Consider the following 19,711-nt stretch of genomic DNA (forward strand, 5'->3'; position numbering starts at 1 on the left):
CGTTCATACGCGGCGGCCAAAAGACCACAGAGATCACACAGCCCTGACGCAGAAGGCCTCATGCCCCCGACGCTCGCCTCGCTCGTCCACCACTCCGCGCTGAAACTGACCGTGCGGGCGGGTGAGGACCGCCTCGACGTGCCGGTCCGCTGGGCGCACGTCAGCGAGCTCGCCGACCCCGTCCCCTACATGGAGGGCGGGGAACTGCTGCTGATCACCGCGCTGAAGCTGGACGCCGAGGACCCCGAAGCCATGCGCCGCTACGTCCGGCGGCTGGCCGGGGCCGGAGTGGTCGGGCTCGGCTTCGCGGTCGGCGTCAACTACGACGAGATCCCCAAGGCGCTCGTCGACGCGGCCGAGGAGGAGGGCCTGCCGCTGCTGGAGGTGCCCCGGCGCACGCCGTTCCTCGCCATCAGCAAGGCCGTGTCCGCCGCGATCGCCGCCGACCAGTACCGGGCCGTCACCGCCGGGTTCGCCGCCCAGCGCGAGCTGACCCGGCAGGCCCAGACCGGCGGCCCGGAGGGGCTGCTGGCCGCGCTGGCCTCACAGGTCGACGGCTGGGCGGCCCTGTACGACGCCTCCGGCGCGGTCGTCGCCACGGCACCGGAGTGGGCGGGGCGGCGTGCGGCGCGGCTCACCGGTGACGTGCAGAAGCTGCGGGACCGCCCCGCGCCCGCCTCCTCCGTGGTCGGCGGGCCGGAGAACGAGGACCGGGTCGAGCTGCACACCATCGGCACCGGCAGGCGCCCCCGGGCGGCCCTGGCCGTGGGTACGGCCGCCGCCCCGGGCACCGCCGAGCGCTACGCCGTCCACTCGGCCATCGCGCTGCTCACCCTGACCACGGAACGCTCCCGGTCCCTCCAGGCGGCCGAGCAGCGCGTCGGCGCGGCGGTGCTGCGCATGTTGCTGGCCGGGGAGCCGGACCACGCCCGCGCGGTCGCCGGGGACCTGTACGGCGAGCTGCTGGACGCGCCGTTCCGGATGATGGTCGCGGAGCGGGTGCCGGTGTCGGCGTCGGCCGCGCTGGCCCGCGCCGAGGCGCGCAAGGGCGCTCCGCCCGTCGACCGGCCCTCGGCCGCCGCGCTCGCCGCGGCCGACACCGCCGGCGACCCCCTCGCGGCCCTCGCCGACGTCGTGGAGTCCGCCGCGGCCCGGGCCGGAGAGGCCGTGCTGGTCGTGCCGGAGGGGGAGCGGCTGGTGGTGCTCGCCGCGGACCGGGGCGCCGCCGCCGCGGCCTGCGGGGAGTACGCGGCCGCCCTGGAGACGGCCCGGGCCGGCATACGCGAGAAGGTGCCCGGCGGCGAGGACGACGAACTGGTCGTCGGCCTGTCGGCACCGGCCGGGCCCATCGCCGCGTCCGCCGCCTACAAGCAGGCCGAGCAGGCGCTGTCGGTGGCGAGGCGGCGCGGGCGCGTCCTGGTGGAGCACGAGCAGATGGCGGCCGGATCGGTGCTGCCGCTGCTGGCGGACGACGCGGTACGGGCCTTCGCCGACGGCATGCTGCGGCCGCTGTACGAGCACGACGCCACGGGCCGCGGGGACCTGGTCTCCTCCCTGCACGCCTGGCTGTCCAAGCACGGCCAGTGGGACGCGGCCGCGGCCGAGCTCGGCGTCCACCGGCACACCCTGCGCTACCGCATGCGCCGGGTCGAGGAGATCCTCGGCCGGTCCCTGGACGACCCGGACGTCCGGATGGAGCTGTGGCTGGCGCTGAAGGCGGCCTCCGGCGAACAGCCGGACCGTGGGAAGCGAATGGCCAAACCGTAGTAAGCGACGGCGCCACTGCTACGGCCCGGACAAACGTCCTTCGGCCACCTCGGGCCTACCGTTGGTCCCGTAGGACCAGATCACTCCCAACGCCGAAGGGCCGGAACCCACATGACCTCCACCCACGCCTTCTGGCTCGCCGGCCGCCAGGCCACCGGCGAGGACACCTTCGACGTCACCTCCCCGTGGGACGGACGGCTCGTCGGCACCGTGAGCGTGCCGACGGACGCGCAGGTCGAGGAGGCCGTGGCCGCCGCGCACGCCGTGCTGGACGAGTTCGCCGCCACCCCCGCGCACGTCCGGGCCGCCGCCCTCGACCACGTCAGCAAGCGCCTGGCCGAGCGCACCGAGGAGATCGCGCGGCTGATCTCCGCCGAGAACGGCAAGCCCATGAAGTGGGCGCGCGGCGAGGTCGGCCGGGCCGTGTCCGTGTTCCGCTTCGCGGCCGAGGAGGCCCGGCGGTTCAACGGCGGCGAGGCCCAGCGGCTCGACACCGACCTCGGCGGCCAGGGCCGGCTCGCCCTCACCCGCCGCTTCCCGAAGGGTGTCGTGCTCGGCATCGCGCCGTTCAACTTCCCGCTGAACCTCTGCGCCCACAAGATCGCCCCGGCCATCGCCGCCGGCGCCCCGATCATCCTGAAGCCGGCTCCGGCGACCCCGCTGTCCGGCCTGATCATCGGTGACCTGCTGGCCGAGACCGAGCTGCCCGCGGGTTCCTGGAGCATCCTGCCGGTCGCCAACGACAAGATGCCCGCCCTCGTGCAGGACGAGCGCCTGCCCGTGATCTCCTTCACCGGTTCCGAGAAGGTCGGCTACGCGATCATGGACTCGGTGCCGCGCAAGCACTGCACCCTGGAGCTGGGCGGCAACGGCGCGGCCGTCGTCCTCGCCGACTGGGCGAGCGACGAGGACCTGGACCGGGCGGCGAACCGCATCGCCACCTTCTCCAACTACCAGGGCGGCCAGTCCTGCATCTCCGTGCAGCGGGTCATCGCCGACGCCTCGGTGTACGACCGGCTGCTGCCGCGCATCGTGGCCGCCGTCGAGGCCCAGGTCACCGGCGACCCGAGCGACGACAAGACCGATGTCGGCCCGCTGGTCAGCGAGGACGCCGCCCGGCGCGTCGAGACGTGGGTCCAGGAGGCCGTGGACGCCGGGGCGCAGCTGCTCACCGGCGGCAAGCGCGACGGCGCCTCCTACGCGCCGACCGTCCTGGCGGAGGTCCCGGCCGACGTCACGATCTCCTGCGAGGAGGTCTTCGGACCGGTCCTCACGGTGCAGAAGGCGGACGGCGAGGCCGCGGCCTTCGCCGCCGTCAACGACTCCAAGTACGGCCTCCAGGCGGGCGTGTTCACCCACGACCTGCAGACCGCCTTCCGCGCCCACCGGACCCTGGAGGTCGGTGGCGTGGTCATCGGCGACGTGCCGTCCTACCGCGCCGACCAGATGCCCTACGGCGGTGTCAAGCAGTCCGGCGTGGGCCGCGAGGGCGTGCGGTTCGCCATGGAGGACTACACGTACGAGCGGGTGCTGGTCCTGACCGGCATCGACCTCTAGCTCGCCCTCACGTCCGCAGAGGGTCCGTGAAGGGGCCCGGCACCGGTGCCTTCCGGTGCCGGGCCCCTTCCGTGTGCCGGCGCTCGGCGGACCCTCGACCGGAGAAGCCGACATGCGCGAGCCGCAGCGGGCCGCACAGCCTGATACGCACGTCGTGGACGCCCGCGGCGCTGACCGGCGCGCCGAGGGTGACGTAGTCGTACCGGCCCCGGGTCGGTGCGGCGGGCGACAGCACCGCGAGGACCGGGCCGCCGTCGAGGGAGAACTCCACCGTGCCCTCGCCGGTCACCTCCACCGTCACCTCGGCGGCACCCGGCCCGAAGTCGCAGGCGCGGTAGACCAGTTCACCCGTCCCGGCACCCGCCGGTGTCACGGCGTCGCCCGCGGCCTTCGTCCGGTCGACGATCTCGGTGCCGCTCTGCTCGTCGTACCGGGCCGCCGGGAGGCCGTCGGTGAGGACCGCGCGCGGCAGGGTCGGCTCGCCCTCCAGCGTGATCGTCGTCCGCAGCCTGACGTCCTCGCAGGACGCCCCGGCCAGCAGCTCGTACGCGCCCGGCTCCACGCGCCGGCGGTCCTGGGCGACGTCCCAGAACGAGAAGACGGACAGCGGCAGGTCGAAGTCCAGGCAGGCCGTCGCCCCCGGCGCGAGGGTGACGCGGCGGTGGTCCAGCAGCTCGCGGCGCGGGCGTGGCACACAGGGGTCCACGGCCCGGGCGTAGAGCTGGGCCACCTCGTCGGCCGTGATGTCGCCGGTGTTGGTGACGGAGAAGGAGACACGCACGGTCCCGCCCTCGACGCGGGCCGTCAGGCCGCCGTAGGCGAACGAGGTGTACGACAGGCCGTGCCCGAAGGGGAACAGCGGGGTCCCCCCGAAGTACAGGTAGGTCTGGCGGGAGCCGATCACGTCGTAGTCGAGCAGGTCCGGCAGGTCGGCGTCGTCCGCGTACCAGGTCTGCGGCAGACGGCCGGCGGGGGAGACGTCGCCGGCCAGGACACGGGCCAGGGCGGTGCCGGCCGCCTGGCCGCCGTGCGCGGTCCACAGCACGGCGGGCAGCCGCGCCGGGTCCACGGCGTACGGGTAGGCGGAGACCAGCGCCAGCACGGTGGCCGGGTTCACCGCCCGGGCCGCCCGCAGCAGCCGCTGCTGCCCGGCGGGCAGCCGCAGCGTCGTACGGTCCTCGGTCTCGCGGCCGTTGATGTGCGGATCGTTGCCCGCGACCACCACGACCACGTCGGCCGCCGCGGCGGCCCGCGCCACCGCCTCCTCGCCGCGCTCGGCGACGACCAGCTCGAAGACCTCGGGGTCCTCGTCGGCAACCTTCACGCCGTCGGCGGAGACACACACGTGGCGATTCGTCCCCAGGTGCTTCAGGAGGTGCCCGTCCCCGTGCGGTTCCAGGCGGAAGGTCTCCTGCACGATCCAGCCGCCCGGCTGGTCGGCGGAGGCGCGCAGGCGGCCGTCGTCGGCGACCGACAGGTAACGGCCGTCGGGAGCGCGCAGGGTCAGCACGCCCTCGCCCCAGTCCGCGAGCGCCAGTTCGGTGCCGTCGGCGTCGGTCGTGAGCGCGGGCAGGTCGGTGCGGCCCGCGAGCAGCGCCGGGTCCAGCGCGCCCGCGGCGCCCCGCACCTCGTCGGCGGCCCCCTCGGCCGGCGGCACGTGCAAGAACGTCCCCGCGGACGTCTTCAGCCGGACCCGGTCCACGCCCTCGGCGAACTCCACCCGTTCCGCGCCGAACCGCTCGTACAGCCCCTCCAGCGGCGTCGAGCGGTGCAGGAGCGCGCCGCTGTACCAGTCGAGTTTGCACTCGTCGGCGAGCGGCCCGACCACCGCGATCCGGGTGTCCGGGGCGAGCGGCAGCACCCCGTCGTTCTTCAGCAGCACGATCGCCTGCTCGGCCGCCTCCCGGGCGAGGTCGCGGTGCGCCGGGGTGTCGAACGCGGCGGCCGCGTCGTGCGGGTCGTCACCGGGGTCGAACTCGCCGAGCCGGAAGCGGACCGACAGCTGGCGGCGGACGGCCGTGTCGATGTCGGCCTCCGTCAGCAGGCCGTGCTCCAGGGCGCCGCGCAGCCGCCCGGTCATCGGCGAGGAGTCGGTGCCGTGGTCGGTGAAGCTGTCGACACCCGCGACGAGGGAGGCGGCGGTGGCCTCCTCGTGGGTGTCGAAGTAGTGTTCGGCGTCGACCAGGTTGCTCGGTGCCCCCGCGTCCGAGCAGACCAGCAGATCCTCCTCGGTCCAGGTCCGCAGGTGCTCGCGCAGGTACGGCGACACGTGGTTGGGGCGGCCGTTGACCAGGTTGTACGCCGGCATCACCCCGGCCACCGCGCCCGCCTCGACGGTGTCGCGGAAGGCCCTCAGGTCGTACTCGTGCAGCACGCGCGGGCGTACCGAACTCGACGTCGTGGCGCGGTCCGTCTCGTTGTTGTGGGCCAGCCAGTGCTTCAGCACGGGTGCGGTGCGCCAGAAGACGGGGTGATCGCCGCGCAGGCCGTGCGTGTAGGCCGTGGCGATCGCGGAGGTGAGCTTCGGGTCCTCCGAGTAGCCCTCCTCGTTGCGGCCCCACAGGGGGTGGCGCAGCAGGTTGACCGTCGGGGACCAGACGTTCAGGCCGACCCGGTCGTCCTTGGCGCGCATCGCGCGGACCTCCTTGGACACCGCGTCGCCGACACGGCGCACCAGCTCCGGGTTCCAGGTGGCGCCCAGGCCGACCGCCTGCGGGAACACCGTCGCCGGGCCCATCCACGCCACGCCGTGCAGGGCCTCCTGGCCGGTGCGGAAGGCGCAGACGCCGAGCCGCTCGACGGCGGGCACGAACTGGTGCAGGAAGGAGATCTTCTCGTCGAGGGTGAGCCGCCCCAGCAGATCGTCGACGCGCTTCGCGAGCGGCAGCCGCGGATCGCGGAACGGTGCGGTGGGCGGCGGGTGTGCGGTCACGTGGGGTTCCCCCTGCGCTGGATCGGCGAGGCGCTTTCGAAGCGCTTCGATGCTGGGTCGCCGCACGGGCGGGTGTCAAGGGACCGGGGCTGTCTCTTCAAGGCGCGCATGAGGATCGGTCCCTATCGGTGTCGATGAGGAAGTTTGGGGACGAGCCTTGTGCGCCCTGGGGTGTTCACTTAACCTCACAGCAACTTCGAAGCGCTTCGACTCGCGATGCTCCTCTGGTCGAAGTCCCGCTTCCGCTCAGCCAGTTCCACTCGAGACACCGCAGCCGACGGCCCACCGCCGGGTGTCCTGGTGCGCCACGAAGGGTTGACGCAAATGACGCCGAACGCCGCCCCCGCCCCCTCCGGACCGAGCCGGAGGAGCTTCCTCGCCTCCACGGCGGTCGCCACCGCGGCCGTGGCGGGCGGAATGCCGCTGCTCGCCGCGTGCGGCGGGTCGGAGGGCGGGTCGCGGGACGGCACCACGTCGGGCAAGGACGCGAAGAAGCTCCTTCCCGCGTACGTGGCGAGCAGTGTGGTGACGCCGGACATCCCGTCCAGGAACGGCTCCGCACTCGGCTTCACCCGCAAGCTCGACCTCGCCGGCCTGAAGACCTCGGTGCCGAAGAAGCTCGGCAAGGGCGGCAAGGTCACCGTCATGTCGCCGTTCTGGGGGTCACCGCCGAAGCAGGACAACGCCTACTACCAGGCGATGAACGACCTGATCGGCGTGGACGTCGTCTGGCAGAACCAGGACGGCAACACCTACGACCAGAAGCTCGGCGCGGTCCTCGCCTCCAGCGACGTCCCGGACGTCGTGGTGGTACCGGGCTGGAACATGGGCGGCAAGATACCCAGCGCCATCATCAGCAAGTTCGCCGACCTCGGCCCCTACCTCACCGGCGACAGGGTCAAGGAGTACCCGAACCTCGCGGCGATCCCGACGGATGCCTGGCGGCGCTCCATCTTCGGCGGCAAACTGCGCGGCCTGCCCATGCCGCAGCCGTCCGCCCCCTCCATGGTGCCCCTGTACCGGCAGGACATCTTCGAGAAGGAGGGGTACGAAGTCCCCACGTCCTGCGACGCGTTCATGGACCTGGCCAAGGAGATCACCAACGCCAGGGCCAAGCGCTGGGCCTGCCTGGACATGAAGTGGACCGCTTTCCAGGCCTTCGGTGTGCTCTCGGGCAGCGAGAAGCCGCTCGGCTGGAATCTCGTCGACGGCAAGCTCGTCAACCGCATCGAGACCGAGGAGTTCCTCGAGGCGCTGGAGTGGTCCCGCAAGCTCTTCGCCGCCGGGGTCGTCCACCCCGACTCCAAGATGGGCAAGAACGCCCCCGACCCCGGGCCCAAGTTCGCGGCGGGCGAGTTCCTGATCTACCCCAACAACATCTCCCAGTGGTGGGGCCGCACCGCTGAACAGGCCACACAGAACCCGGACTTCAAGATCTGGGGCATGGACGTCTGGGGCCACGACGGCGGCGACCCCACCCTGTGGGCCGAACAGCCCGCCGGCATCTTCGCCTTCGTCAACAAGAAGGCCTCCGAGTCGGTCGTCCGCGACGTGCTCGCCGTCGCCAACGTCACCGCGGCGCCGTACGGCACCAAGGAGTACATGATGACCAACTACGGCGTCGACGGCACCCACTACACCGTGAAGGACGGCGTCCCCGTCAAGACCGACCAGGGCAACATCGAGGTGATGAACGCCTACGTCATGGTCGCGAGCCCCGCCGCGACCCTCGCGCACCCCGACTTCCCCGAGGTCGCCAAGGGCCAGGTCGAGTGGGAGCAGCGAATGGGCGCCTTCGCCGAGAAGTCCTCCTTCTGGGGCATGCAGATCACCGAACCCGCCCGGTACACCAACCTCTCCAACGACATGGAACAGCTGGAGGACGACGTCGTCCGCGGCCGCAGGAAGGTCAGCGACGTGCAGCAGTTCGTCTCCGAGTGGAAGCGCAAGGGCGGCGACAAGCTGCGCGACTGGTACCAGCGGATCCTCGACGAGAACGGCAGCGCGGCCAACTGATCCGGTACCGAGGCAAGGAGAAGGCTGTGTCCCACAGCACGGTGCCTCGCGGCAGTGCCGAGGCGACCACGAAGATTCCCCGCCCCGGGACCCCGGTGGCCTCCGACGGTGACACCGGCTCCGCCGGCTGGCGCCCGACGGGCAGGCTGAGCCTCAAGGCCCGGTTCAGACGCGACCGGTTGCTGCTTCTGATGACCCTGCCGGCCCTGGGTCTGATCCTGCTCTTCAACTACGTGCCGATCCTCGGCAACGTCGTGGCGTTCCAGGAGTACGACCCGTACATCAGTGACAACGGCGTCATCTCCATTCTGAACAGTCCCTACGTGGGCCTGGAGAACTTCCGGCGGATCTTCGAGGACTCGGCCTTCTGGAACGCCGTCGAGAACACGCTGGTCCTGTTCGTCCTCCAGATCGTGCTGTTCTTCCCGATCCCGATCCTGCTCGCGCTGCTCATCAACAGCGTGATCAGGCCGCGGGTGCGTGCCGTCGCGCAGGCCGTGCTCTACCTGCCGCACTTCTTCTCGTGGGTCCTGGTCATCGCCGTCTTCCAGCAGCTCTTCGGCGGCGCCGGCATCCTCTCCCAGCTGCTGCGGGAGAACGGGTACGACGGTCTGGACATCATGACCAACCCGGGCACCTTCCCGCTGCTGGTCACCGCGGAGAGCATCTGGAAGGACGTCGGCTGGGGGATCATCGTCTTCCTCGCCGCCCTCGCCTCGGTGAGTCCGGACCTCTACGAGGCCGCGGCCATGGACGGCGCGAACCGCTGGCGCCGCATGTGGCACGTCACCCTCCCCGCGCTGCGCCCGGTGATCGCCCTGCTGCTCGTGCTGCGCGTCGGTGACGCCCTCACCGTCGGCTTCGAACAGATCCTGCTGCAGCGCGATGCCGTCGGGCCCGGGGCAGGAGAGGTGCTCGACACCTTCGTGTGGTGGAACGGCGTGCGCAACCAGGACTTCAGCTACGCGGCCGCGGCCGGTCTGATCAAGGGTGTCGTGAGCCTCGGACTGGTCCTCGTCGCCAACAAGGTGGCCCATCTCATGGGCGAGCAGGGGGTGTACAAGAAGTGACCGCCGTCGTCGACAAACCCGTGCGTGAGCGGGGCCGGTGGCAGTCCCCGCCCCGTCCGGTCTGGGAGGAACAGCCGTCCAGGGCGGGCCTCGCGGGCAAGGGCCTCGCGCTGTCGCTGGCCTGCCTCGCGATCCTCTTCCCGCTGTGGATCGTCGTCGTGACGAGCCTGTCGTCGCGGAAGACCATCGACGAGGCCGGCGGGCTGGTGATGGTGCCGAAGGGGATCACCTTCGTCGCGTACCGGGAGCTGCTGAGCGGCGGCCAGGTCACCCGGGCCACGATCATCAGCCTCCTCGTCACCCTTTTCGGCACGCTGTTCTCGATGACCGTGTCCGTCCTGTGCGCGTACGGACTGTCCCGGACGGGGTCCCTGGGGCACCGCTGGATCCTGATGACGCTGCTGGCGACGATGTTCTTCAGCGCCGGGCTCATCCCGACGTATCTGCTGGTGCAGACCCTCGGGCTGACCGACACCTATCTGGCGCTGATCCTGCCCAGTGCGGTGAGCGTGTTCAACATCCTCGTGCTGCGCGGGTTCTTCATGGGGATCTCGCAGGAACTCGTCGACAGTGCGCGCATCGACGGCGCCGGTGACTTCAGGATCCTGTGGCAGATCGTCGTGCCGCTGTCCCGGGCGGTGATCGCGGTCATCACGCTCTTCTACGCCGTCGGGTACTGGAGCGCCTGGTTCAACGCGTCGCTGTACCTGAACGATCAGGACATGATGCCGTTGCAGAACGTCATGATCCAGCTGGTGCAGAAGCAGGAGGCGCCGGTGGGGCTGGGACAGGCCATCAAGACCGGGCAGCTGTCGGGACTGGCCGTCCAGATGGCCGTGATGGTGATGGCCCTGCTGCCCGTCGCCGTGCTCTCCCCCTTCGTCCAGAAGCACTTCAAGAAGGGCATGCTCACCGGGGCCGTCAAGGGCTGACCGACGCCCACCCGGTGGGGTGCTCCTGTCGTCCGGCGGCCGCGGGCAGCGCATGGCAGGTCGCCCAGTTCCCCGCGCCCTTGCAGGGCGCTTTCCTTCCCCCCTCCCTCACCGAACGACGAGGTGTGTGTCATGCATGCGTCCAGCATCTCCAGACGTGCCGTTCTCGCCGGGACCGCTGCCGCCGCCGCGGCCGTCTCCCTGCCATCGGCCGAGGGGCAGGCCCATGCCGCCGTCACTCCCGCGCGCAGCGGCTACCGCTGGCGCAATGCCGTGCAGGGCGGCACCGGATTCATCACCGGGGTGCTGTTCCACCCCTCCGTCCGCGGCCTCGCCTACGCCCGCACGGACATCGGCGGCGCCTACCGCTGGGACGACCGCGCCGACCGGTGGGTCCCGCTGACCGACCACATCGGCTGGGACGACTGGAACCTGCTCGGCGTGGAGGCCATGGCCGTCGACCCGGCGCATCCCGACCGGCTGTACCTCGCCCTCGGGACGTACACGCAGTCCTGGGCCGGCACCGGGGCCGTGCTGCGCTCCCAGGACCGGGGAGCCACCTGGCAGCGCACCGACCTCGACGTGAAGCTCGGGGCCAACGAGGACGGGCGGGGGTGCGGGGAGCGGCTGCTCGTCGACCCGCGCGACAGTGACACCCTGTGGCTGGGCACCCGGCACGACGGACTGCTCAAGTCGACCGACCGGGGCGCCCGTTGGCAGCCCGTGCCCTTCCCGGCCGTGCCCCGCCCCACGGGCCAGGGCATCACCTTCCTGGTCGCGGCGGGCCGTGCCGTCTACGCCGGCTGGGGCGACTCCGGCGGCACGTCCGCGCACCTGTACCGAACCACCGCCGGCACCACCTGGGAGGCCGTCCCCGGGCAGCCCGGCGGCACCGCCGCCAAGGTGCCGGTCCGGGCCGCGTACGACCGGCACACCCGCGAGCTGTACGTGACCTACGCCGACGCCCCGGGACCCAACGGCCAGTCCGACGGCAGCGTGCACAAGCTGCGGACCACGAACGGCAAGTGGACCGAGGTCACGCCGGTGCGGCCCGGCGGGACGACGAACGACGGCGGGACCGACTCCTTCGGCTACGGCGGCGTCGCCGTCGACGCGCGCCGCCCCGGCACCGTCGTCGTCTCCACCAACAACCGCTGGTCGCTGGTCGACACCCTGTACCGCACCACCGACGGCGGCCGCACCTGGACGTCCCTGAAGGACAGGGCCGTCCTCGACGTCTCAGAGACCCCCTATCTCACGTGGGGCGCCGACCGGCCGAAGTTCGGCTGGTGGATCCAGGCCGTCGCCCTCGACCCGTTCGACTCCCGGCACGTCCTCTACGGCACCGGCGCGACCCTGTACGGCACGCGTGACCTCAGGCACTGGGCCCCGCGGATCCGCGGGCTGGAGGAGGCGTCCGTACGCCAGCTGATCTCGCCCCCGGCCGGGGAGGCACACCTGATCAGCGGGTCGGGGGACATCGGTGTGATGTACCACGAGCGGCTCACGGCGTCCCCCTCGCGCGGCATGGCGTCGAACCCGGTGTTCGGCACGGCGACGGGCCTGTCACTGGCCGCGGCCGAGCCGTCCTACGTCGTCCGGGCCGGCTGGGGAGATCACGGCAACGGTGCCTTCTCGAACGACGGCGGCAGGACCTGGGCGCCCTTCGCGGCCCAGCCGGACGTGGCCCGGTCGGCGCCCGGGCCGATCGCCACCAACGCCGACGGCAGTGTGCTGCTGTGGTCCTTCGGCTCGGGCAACCCGGGCTACCGCTCGGCCGACAACGGCGCCGGCTGGTCCGAGGTCGCCTCCTTCCCGAGGGGGGCCGCACCGGTCGCCGACCCCGTCGACCCGGCCCGCTTCTACGCCTTCGACACCACCACCGGCACGCTCTTCGCCAGCACCGACGGCGGCCGGACCTTCACCGCACGGGCCACCGGCCTGAACGCGGGCGACACCGAGTTCCAGCTGGCACTCACGCCCGGCCGCTCCGGTCACCTGTGGCTGAGCCTCAAGGGGAACGGGCTGTACCGCTCGACCGACGGCGGCGCCCGCTTCACCGAGGTCAGCAGCTGCCGGGCCGCTTACACCCTCGGCTTCGGCAAGGCCGCCGCGGGCGCCTCCCACCCGGCCCTCTTCATGGTCGGCACCGTCGGCACCGTCGGCACCGTCGGCACCGGCACCGCCGTGTACCGCTCCGACGACGAGGCGAAGACCTGGACGCGGATCAACGACGACCGGCACCAGTGGGGCTGGACCGGCGCGGCGATCACCGGTGACCCGCGCGTGTACGGCCGGGTCTACCTCGCCACCAACGGACGCGGAGTGCAGTACGGGGAGCCCGTCTGATGCCCGGACTGAGCGACGCGACCCGGGGACGGCTGCTCTACGGCGGCGACTACAACCCCGAGCAGTGGCCGGAGGAGACCTGGCACGAGGATGTCCGGCTGATGAAGGACGCCGGAGTCAACTCCGTCACCCTCGGCGTCTTCTCCTGGTCGGCACTCGAACCGGAACCCGGGGCACGGGAGTTCGGCCGGCTGGACACGCTGATGGACCTGATGCACGACCACGGCATCGGCGTCGTCCTCGCCACCCCCACCTCCTCGCCGCCCCCCTGGATGGGCCGGCTGCACCCCGACACCCTGCCCGTCACCGAGGACGGCCGCACCGAGTGGTGGGGCGGACGGCAGCACTTCTCGCACGCCAGCGCCACCTACCGGCGCTACGCCGCCGCCATCACCGAGGACCTGGCCGCCCGCTACGCCGGCCACCCGGCCCTCACCATGTGGCACATCAACAACGAGTACTGCACCTACGACTACGGCGACCAGGCCGCGGCCGCCTTCCGCCGCTGGCTGCGCGAGAAGTACCGCACCCTCGACGCCCTCAACACCGCCTGGGGCACCGCCTTCTGGAGCCAGGGCTACGACACCTGGGACGGCGTCCTCCCGCCCCGCCTGCCCCACTACCTGCGCAACCCCGGCCAGGTCCTGGACTTCCGCCGGTTCACCTCCGACATGCTCCTGGAGTGTTACACCGCCGAGCGGGACATCGTCCGGCGGCACACCCCGCACCTGCCGGTCACCAGCAACTTCATGCCGCTGTGGTGCGGGCAGGACGCCTGGCGCTGGGCCGAGGAGGAGGACGTCGTCTCCGTCGACCTCTACCCCGACCCGCGCGACCCGCTCGGCGCCCAGCACGGCGCCCTGGTCCAGGACATGACCCGCTCACAGGCCCGCGGGCCCTGGATGCTGATGGAGCAGGCGGCCGGGCCGGTCAACTGGCGCGGGGTGAACCACCCCAAGCCGCGCGGCCTCAACCGGCTGTGGTCCCTCCAGGCCGTGGCCCGGGGCGCCGACGCCGTCTGCTACTTCCAGTGGCGGCAGTCCCGGCAGGGCGCGGAGCAGTTCCACTCCGGCATGGTCAGCCACGCGGGGGAGGAGGGCCGCACGTACCAGGAGGTCAAGCGGCTCGGCGCCGACCTGCGGCGGATCGCGCCCGAGGTGACCGGACAGCGCCTCACCGCGAACGTGGCCGTCCTGCACGACTGGCACTCCTGGTGGGCCGGCGCCCAGGACGGCCGCCCGTCCACCCTGGTGCAGTACCCGGACGTACTGCGCGCCTGGCACCGGGCCCTGTGGCAGGCCCACCTCACCACCGACTTCGCCCACCCCGAGCACGACCTGACGCCCTACTCGCTGGTCGTCGTACCGCAGCTGTACGCCCTCACGGACACCGCGATCGGCAACCTCCTCGCCTACGCACGGCAGGGCGGCACCCTCGTCTGCGGATTCCTCACCGGGGTCGCCGACGAGGACGACCGGGTGCGCCCCGGCGGCATGGACGCCCGGCTGCGCGAACTGTTCGGCATCCGCACCCTGCACGAGTGGTGGCCGCTGGAGGCGGGGGAGACCGTGACCTGCGAAGGCTTCTCGGGCACGCTGTGGTCCGAGGAGATCGAGCCCGCCGACCCCGACCACACGACCTGCTACAAGGGCGGCGAACTGGACGGCATGCCCGCGGTGCTGCGCAAGGACCGCGCCTGGTACGTCTCCACGCTCCCCGAACCCGCGGCGCTGCGCGACCTGCTGGCCTCGATCGCCGCCGGCGCGGGCGTCCGGCCGGTGCTCGACGGCCTGCCCGAGCAGGTGGAGGCCGTACGCCGGGGAGAGCTCATGTTCGTGCTCAACCACGGCCGCGAGCCGGTGACCGTCGACGTGCCCGGCACCCACCGCGACCTGCTGACCGGTACGGACGTCACCGACGGGATCACCCTCGGCCGCTACGGAGCGGCGGTGCTGCGCCCGTGACCGCCTCCGCCCCCGTCCACGGCACCTGGGAGCCGCGTCCGGCCACCCGCTGGGAGGACGGCTTCCTCAGCGGCAACGGCCGCCACGGCGCCCTGGTGTTCGGCGCTCCGCACGCCGAGCGGGTCGTCGTCACGCACCACACCCTCCTGCGGCCGGGCGGCCGTGACCCCCGCCCCCCGCGGCTCGCCGAAGGACTGGCAGCCCTCCAGGACCGCCTCCTGGCGGGCGACACGACCGCGGCCGAGGACTTCACCGACGGCCGACCCCTGCAGTGGGTGCAGCCCTTCCACCCCGCCTTCCGGATCCGGCTGGCCGGTCCCCTCGACGACGGCACCGACTACCGCCGGGACGTCGACTTCACCACCGGAGTGGTGAGCACGGCCTGGGCCGGCCGGACCTCACGCGTCTTCGTCTCCCGCGCCGACGACGTCGTCGTCCAGCACGTCGAGGGACCCGGCCTCACCCTCGACATCGACCTGGACCCCCGGCTGCCCGGCGCCCCCACCGGCCTGGGCGTCGGCCACGGAGCGGTCCTCACCCCCGAGGGCGCCCTGCTCAGCCTGCGGGTCCGCTACCCCGGCAGCGACCTTGCCTGCACGGGCGTCACCCAGATCCTGGTCACGGAGGGCACGACCACCCTCCTGCCGCCGGGCGTGCACATCGAGGGCGCCCGGTCCGTGCTGCTCCTCACCCGGGTGCACCGCCACACCGGCGAACTCGACGTCGTCGCCGAGGGCCGTGCCCTGCGCGCCCTGCCGACCGCCCACGACGAGCTCCTGGACCGCCACGCCGCCCTGCACCGCACCGCCTACGAGCGCGTCACCCTCGACCTCGCCGCCGACCCCGCCGACCGGGCCCTGCCCGGCTCGGACCTCCTCCGGCAGCCGCGCAGCGCCGCCCTGCCGGAGCGCCTCTTCGCCGCCGGGCGCTACCACCTGCTCTCCGCGAGCGGCCTCTTCCCGCCCCGCCTGACCGGACTGTGGACCGGCGACTGGGACACCGCCTGGTCCGGCGCGTTCACCAACGACGCCAACCTCAATCTCCAGATCTCCTCGGCCCCCGCCGCCGCCCTCCCCGAGGTCACCGAGGCCCACGCGCACCTGATCCAGCGGCTGCTGCCCGACTGGCGCGACAACGCCCGCGCGGTGTTCGGCACCCGGGGCGTCGTCGCCCCCGCGCACACCGACGGCGAGTCCGGCCACTCCTACCACTTCGACCGCGCGTACCCGCTGCACCTGTGGACCGCCGGCGCCGACTGGCTGCTCAAGCCGCTCGTCGACCACGACGAGACCCACGGCACCCGCGACCCCCGCACCGCCGCCGCCCTCGCCGAAGTCGCCCTGTTCTACGAGGACTTCCTCACCAGAACCGACGAGCACGGCCACCTCGTCGTGGTGCCCTCCTACTCGCCCGAGAACCGGCCCGCGAACGCGAGCTGGGGCACGATCAACGCCGCCATGGACCTCTCCGCGGCCCGCCACGCCCTGCGGACGGCCGCCGCCCACCACCCCGGCACCCCGGACGCCGACCGCTGGAACGCCCTCGCCGACCGGCTCCCGCCGCACCGGATCAACGAGGACGGGGCCCTGGCCGAGTGGGCCTGGCCGGGCCTGGAGGACTCCTACGACCACCGCCACCTCAGCCACCTCTACGGCGTCTGGCCGCTCGACGAGATCACCCCCTACGACACCCCCGAACTCGCGGCAGCCGCCCACCGGGCCCTCGCCCTGCGGGGCGCCGAGAACGACTCCGCGCACGGCCATCTGCACCACGCCCTCGTCGCGGCCCGGCTCCGCGACGCGGACCGCGTCGCCCACGCCCTCGGCCAGGTCCTGGAGGGCGACTTCTTCCACACGTCCCTGATGAGCGCGCACTACCCCGGCCGCGACGTCTACAACGCCGACGCCGCGCACACCCTGCCCGCCGTGCTCATCGAGATGCTCGTCCAGTCGACCCCCGACCGGCTGGTCCTGCTGCCCGCGCTGCCGGCCGCCCACCCCGAGGGCGCCCTGCGCGGCGTGCGCACCCGCTTCGGGGCCGAACTCGACCTCACCTGGACGCGGGAGCGCGCCGAAGCCGTCATCAGACCCGGCCGCACCCACCGCGTCGAACTGCGGACTTCCTCCGGCACGGAATCCCTCCACCTGGTCGCCGGAGAAGACCACGTCCTCACCTTGAGGACGTGGTAGTTCCCCCCACCCCCACCCATGGAAGGGACACCATGGCATCAAGCACGCTGAACAGGGTCACCAAAGCCCTGCTGGCCCCCGCCCTGGCCCTCGGCGCCACCGTCGGCCTCGCCTCCGCCCCCGCCTCGGCCGCCGTCTGGAACTCCTGCGACCAGTGGGGCCGGACCAGCCTGAACGGCTACACGCTCTACAGCAACATCTGGGGCGGCGGCGCCGGCAGCCAGTGCATCTGGGCCAACTCCGGTACCAACTGGGGCGTCTGGGCCAACCACCCCAACACCGGCGGCATCAAGTCCTACCCGAACCAGACGAAGGCGATCAACAAGCCGATCACCTCACTGACCTCGCTGACCAGCAGCTACAGCGTGAGTGTCCCGTCGTCCGGCGCGTACAACACGTCCTACGACATCTGGGACACCGACCACGACTACGAGATCATGCTCTGGGTCAACAAGACCGGCCCCGTCGGCCCGATCGGTTCCTCGCAGGGCACCGTCAGCCTCGGCGGCCACTCCTGGAACGTCTTCAAGGGCACCAACGGCGCCAACGAGGTGTTCTCGTTCCTCCGCACCTCCAACTCCGGCTCCGGCACGGTGAACATCCTGCCGATCCTGAAGTGGATCAAGGACACCAAGAAGTGGATGGGCAACGAGACCATCGGTGACGTGCAGTTCGGCTACGAGATCACCTCGTCGTCCGGCGGGCTCGACTTCACCACCCACAGCCTGACGGTCGGCAGCAGCTGACCGAGCGCGCCCGGCGGGCGCAAGGGGACGGCCGGAAGACCCGCGTCGATCCGGCCGTCCCCGTCGCCACGGCTACTCCGCCACCGGCAGCCGCGCCCCGTCCCGCAGGAACAGCGGGATCCGGTCCAGCGGGGCGTCGACCGTCACGGACCGGCCGCCCTGGTACGTCCGGCCCGTCCAGGCGTCCGTCCACGACGCCCCCGCCGGCAGGTACGCCGTGCGGGCCGTGGCACCGGCCGCCAGCACCGGCGCGACCAGCAGGTCCGGTCCGAAGAGGTAGGAGTCGTCGACCGTCCAGGCCGCCCGGTCACCGGGGAACTCCAGGAACAGCGGCCGCATCACCGGCAGCCCCTCCTCGTGGGCGGCCCGCATGACGTCCAGTACGTACGGCTTCAGCCGCTCGCGCAGCCGCAGGTACTTCTCCAGCACGGCCCCGGCCTCCTCGCCGTAGGACCACACCTCGTTGGGACCGCCGGTCATCTCCGGGCCCAGCGGCATGCCCGGGTCACGGAAGCCGTGCAGCCGCATCAGCGGGGACAGTGCGCCGAACTGGAACCAGCGGACCATCACCTCCCGGTACGCCGGGTCGTCCGGGTCGCCGCCGTGGAAGCCGCCGATGTCGGTGTTCCACCACGGGATGCCCGACAGGGCCGTGTTCAGCCCGGCCGCGATCTGCCGCCGCAGTGTGGGGAAGTCGGTGCCGATGTCACCCGACCACAGGGCGGCGCCGTACCGCTGACTGCCCGCCCACGCCGAGCGGTTGAGGGTGACGATCTCCTCCTCGCCGGCCGCGAGCAGGCCCTCGTGGAACGTGCGGGCGTTCTCCGCCGGGTAGGCGTTGCCGACCTCCAGGCCCGGGCCTGCCCAGTAGCGCAGGTTCTCCTGGAAGCCCGGCTTCAGCTCCGGCTCGCAGGCGTCCAGCCAGAACGCCGTGATGCCGTACGGGTCGAGGTAGTTCTCCTTCACCTTCGACCACACGAACTCCCGGGCCTGCGGGTTGGTCGCGTCGTAGAAGGCCACCTGGACCGTGGAGGCGACCTCCTTGTCGGGCCAGTCGGCGTGCGCCATCGGCCCGTACTGGGTGCCGATGAACCAGCCGCGCTGCTCCAGGACCGGGTGGTTCTCGCTGAGCGGTGACACGGACGGCCAGACGCTCACCACCAGCTTGACGCCGAGCTCCTCCAGCTCGCGCACCATCGCCGCCGGGTCCGGCCATTCCTTCGGGTCGAACTTCCAGTCGCCGAGGTGCGTCCAGTGGAAGAAGTCGCAGACGATCGCCGAGAGGGGCAGCCCCCGCCGCTTGTACTCCCGGGCCACCGCCATCAGTTCGTCCTGGGTGCGGTAGCGCAGCTTGCACTGCCAGAAGCCCGCCGCCCACTCGGGCAGCATCGGGCTGCGGCCGGTCACCGCGCTGTAGCGGCGCTGGGCACCGGCCGGGTCGCCCGCCGTGATCCAGTAGTCGATCTGCCGGGCCGAGTCGGCGACCCACCGGGTGCCGTTGTGCGCCAGTTCCACGCGGCCGATCGCCGGGTTGTTCCACAGCAGGGTGTAGCCCCGGCTGGAGGTCAGCACCGGGATGGCGACCTCGGCGTTGCGCTGCACCAGGTCCAGCACCAGGCCCTTCTGGTCGAGGCGCCCGTGCTGGTGCTGGCCGAGGCCGTACAGCTTCTCGTCGTCGTAGGCGGCGAAGCGCTGCTCCAGACGGTGGTGGCCGGTGCCGACGGCCGTGTAGAGACGGGAGCCGGGCCACCAGAAGTGGGCGCGGTCCTCGGCGAGGATCTCGGCGGAGTCCTCCGTGCGCAGGAAGCGGATCAGGCCCTCGGCGTTCACCTCGACCGTGAGCGCGCCGACGGCCAGCAGTCCCCGGCCGTCCTCGATCTTCACCGTGGCCGGGGCCGGGGGTGCCTCGTCGAGGAGGGCGCCCGGCAGCCCTTCGAGGACGGGACCGCCGAGCCGGGCCCGCACCCGGACCGCGTCCGGACCCCACGGCTCGATCCGGACGGTCTCCTGGCGCCCGCTCCACTCCAGCGCACCGTCCCGCTCGCGGAACGTGCCGACGGTGGGGGAGGACTGCGCGAGACTCACCTGGGTCTGGTTCTGGGCAGGCTGATTCACGTGGCGTGCTCCTGTGCTCCTGGAGGAGTGCAGACATGGGGGTGCCCTGGCGGGAGGGCGGTGTCCGGGAGAGG

The 19,711-nt window shown here is 72.2% G+C and carries 11 protein-coding genes; 9 read left to right on the plus strand and 2 right to left on the minus strand.

What is annotated here, in order from left to right:
• Nucleotides 1-60 precede the first annotated feature (60 nt).
• The gene (locus ACFV20_RS20445) at nucleotides 61-1,767 is read left to right on the plus strand and encodes a PucR family transcriptional regulator (protein WP_385658430.1); all 1,707 of its coding nucleotides are present in this window, start codon (nucleotides 61-63) and stop codon (nucleotides 1,765-1,767) included.
• A gap of 111 nt (nucleotides 1,768-1,878) precedes the next feature.
• The gene (locus tag ACFV20_RS20450) at nucleotides 1,879-3,324 is read left to right on the plus strand and encodes an aldehyde dehydrogenase family protein (RefSeq protein ID WP_385658431.1); all 1,446 of its coding nucleotides are present in this window, start codon (nucleotides 1,879-1,881) and stop codon (nucleotides 3,322-3,324) included.
• A 7-nt stretch (nucleotides 3,325-3,331) separates the two neighbouring features.
• On the opposite strand, the gene ACFV20_RS20455 is transcribed toward ACFV20_RS20450, so the two are convergent.
• Nucleotides 3,332-6,256: a glycoside hydrolase family 3 C-terminal domain-containing protein gene (locus ACFV20_RS20455; protein ID WP_385658432.1), complete on the minus strand. Its 2,925-nt coding sequence runs from the start codon at nucleotides 6,254-6,256 to the stop codon at nucleotides 3,332-3,334.
• 324 nt (nucleotides 6,257-6,580) lie between these two features.
• Between ACFV20_RS20455 and ACFV20_RS20460 the strand changes: the two genes are divergently transcribed.
• The 7 genes from ACFV20_RS20460 to ACFV20_RS20490 all read left to right on the plus strand — a co-directional run bounded on the left by ACFV20_RS20460 (nucleotide 6,581) and on the right by ACFV20_RS20490 (nucleotide 17,522).
• On the plus strand, nucleotides 6,581-8,272 hold the full coding sequence (locus ACFV20_RS20460; protein WP_385658433.1) for an extracellular solute-binding protein: 1,692 nt from the start codon (nucleotides 6,581-6,583) through the stop codon (nucleotides 8,270-8,272).
• A gap of 26 nt (nucleotides 8,273-8,298) precedes the next feature.
• A complete protein-coding gene (locus ACFV20_RS20465) occupies nucleotides 8,299-9,342 on the plus strand; it encodes an ABC transporter permease (protein WP_385658434.1) in 1,044 nt (347 codons plus the stop codon).
• Nucleotides 9,339-10,274: a carbohydrate ABC transporter permease gene (locus ACFV20_RS20470; protein WP_385658436.1), complete on the plus strand. Its 936-nt coding sequence runs from the start codon at nucleotides 9,339-9,341 to the stop codon at nucleotides 10,272-10,274. The genes ACFV20_RS20465 and ACFV20_RS20470 overlap by 4 nt, the downstream gene beginning before the upstream one ends.
• A 132-nt stretch (nucleotides 10,275-10,406) precedes the next feature.
• Nucleotides 10,407-12,623, plus strand: a complete 2,217-nt coding sequence (locus ACFV20_RS20475; RefSeq protein WP_385658438.1) for a WD40/YVTN/BNR-like repeat-containing protein — start codon at nucleotides 10,407-10,409, stop codon at nucleotides 12,621-12,623.
• Nucleotides 12,623-14,587, plus strand: coding sequence for a beta-galactosidase (locus ACFV20_RS20480; RefSeq protein WP_385658439.1), 1,965 nt, complete (start codon nucleotides 12,623-12,625; stop codon nucleotides 14,585-14,587). The genes ACFV20_RS20475 and ACFV20_RS20480 overlap by 1 nt, the downstream gene beginning before the upstream one ends.
• Nucleotides 14,584-16,776, plus strand: a complete 2,193-nt coding sequence (locus ACFV20_RS20485) for a glycoside hydrolase N-terminal domain-containing protein (RefSeq protein WP_385658441.1) — start codon at nucleotides 14,584-14,586, stop codon at nucleotides 16,774-16,776. The genes ACFV20_RS20480 and ACFV20_RS20485 overlap by 4 nt, the downstream gene beginning before the upstream one ends.
• A gap of 32 nt (nucleotides 16,777-16,808) precedes the next feature.
• On the plus strand, nucleotides 16,809-17,522 hold the full coding sequence (locus ACFV20_RS20490; RefSeq protein ID WP_385658443.1) for a hypothetical protein: 714 nt from the start codon (nucleotides 16,809-16,811) through the stop codon (nucleotides 17,520-17,522).
• 72 nt (nucleotides 17,523-17,594) lie between these two features.
• Here ACFV20_RS20490 and ACFV20_RS20495 read toward each other — a convergent pair whose 3' ends face one another.
• Nucleotides 17,595-19,637, minus strand: a complete 2,043-nt coding sequence (locus ACFV20_RS20495) for a TIM-barrel domain-containing protein (protein WP_385658445.1) — start codon at nucleotides 19,635-19,637, stop codon at nucleotides 17,595-17,597.
• Nucleotides 19,638-19,711: the final 74 nt, after the last annotated feature.

Origin of the sequence: Streptomyces sp. NPDC059696 (assembly GCF_042733745.1) — a bacterium.
Classification (GTDB): Bacteria; Actinomycetota; Actinomycetes; order Streptomycetales; family Streptomycetaceae; genus Streptomyces.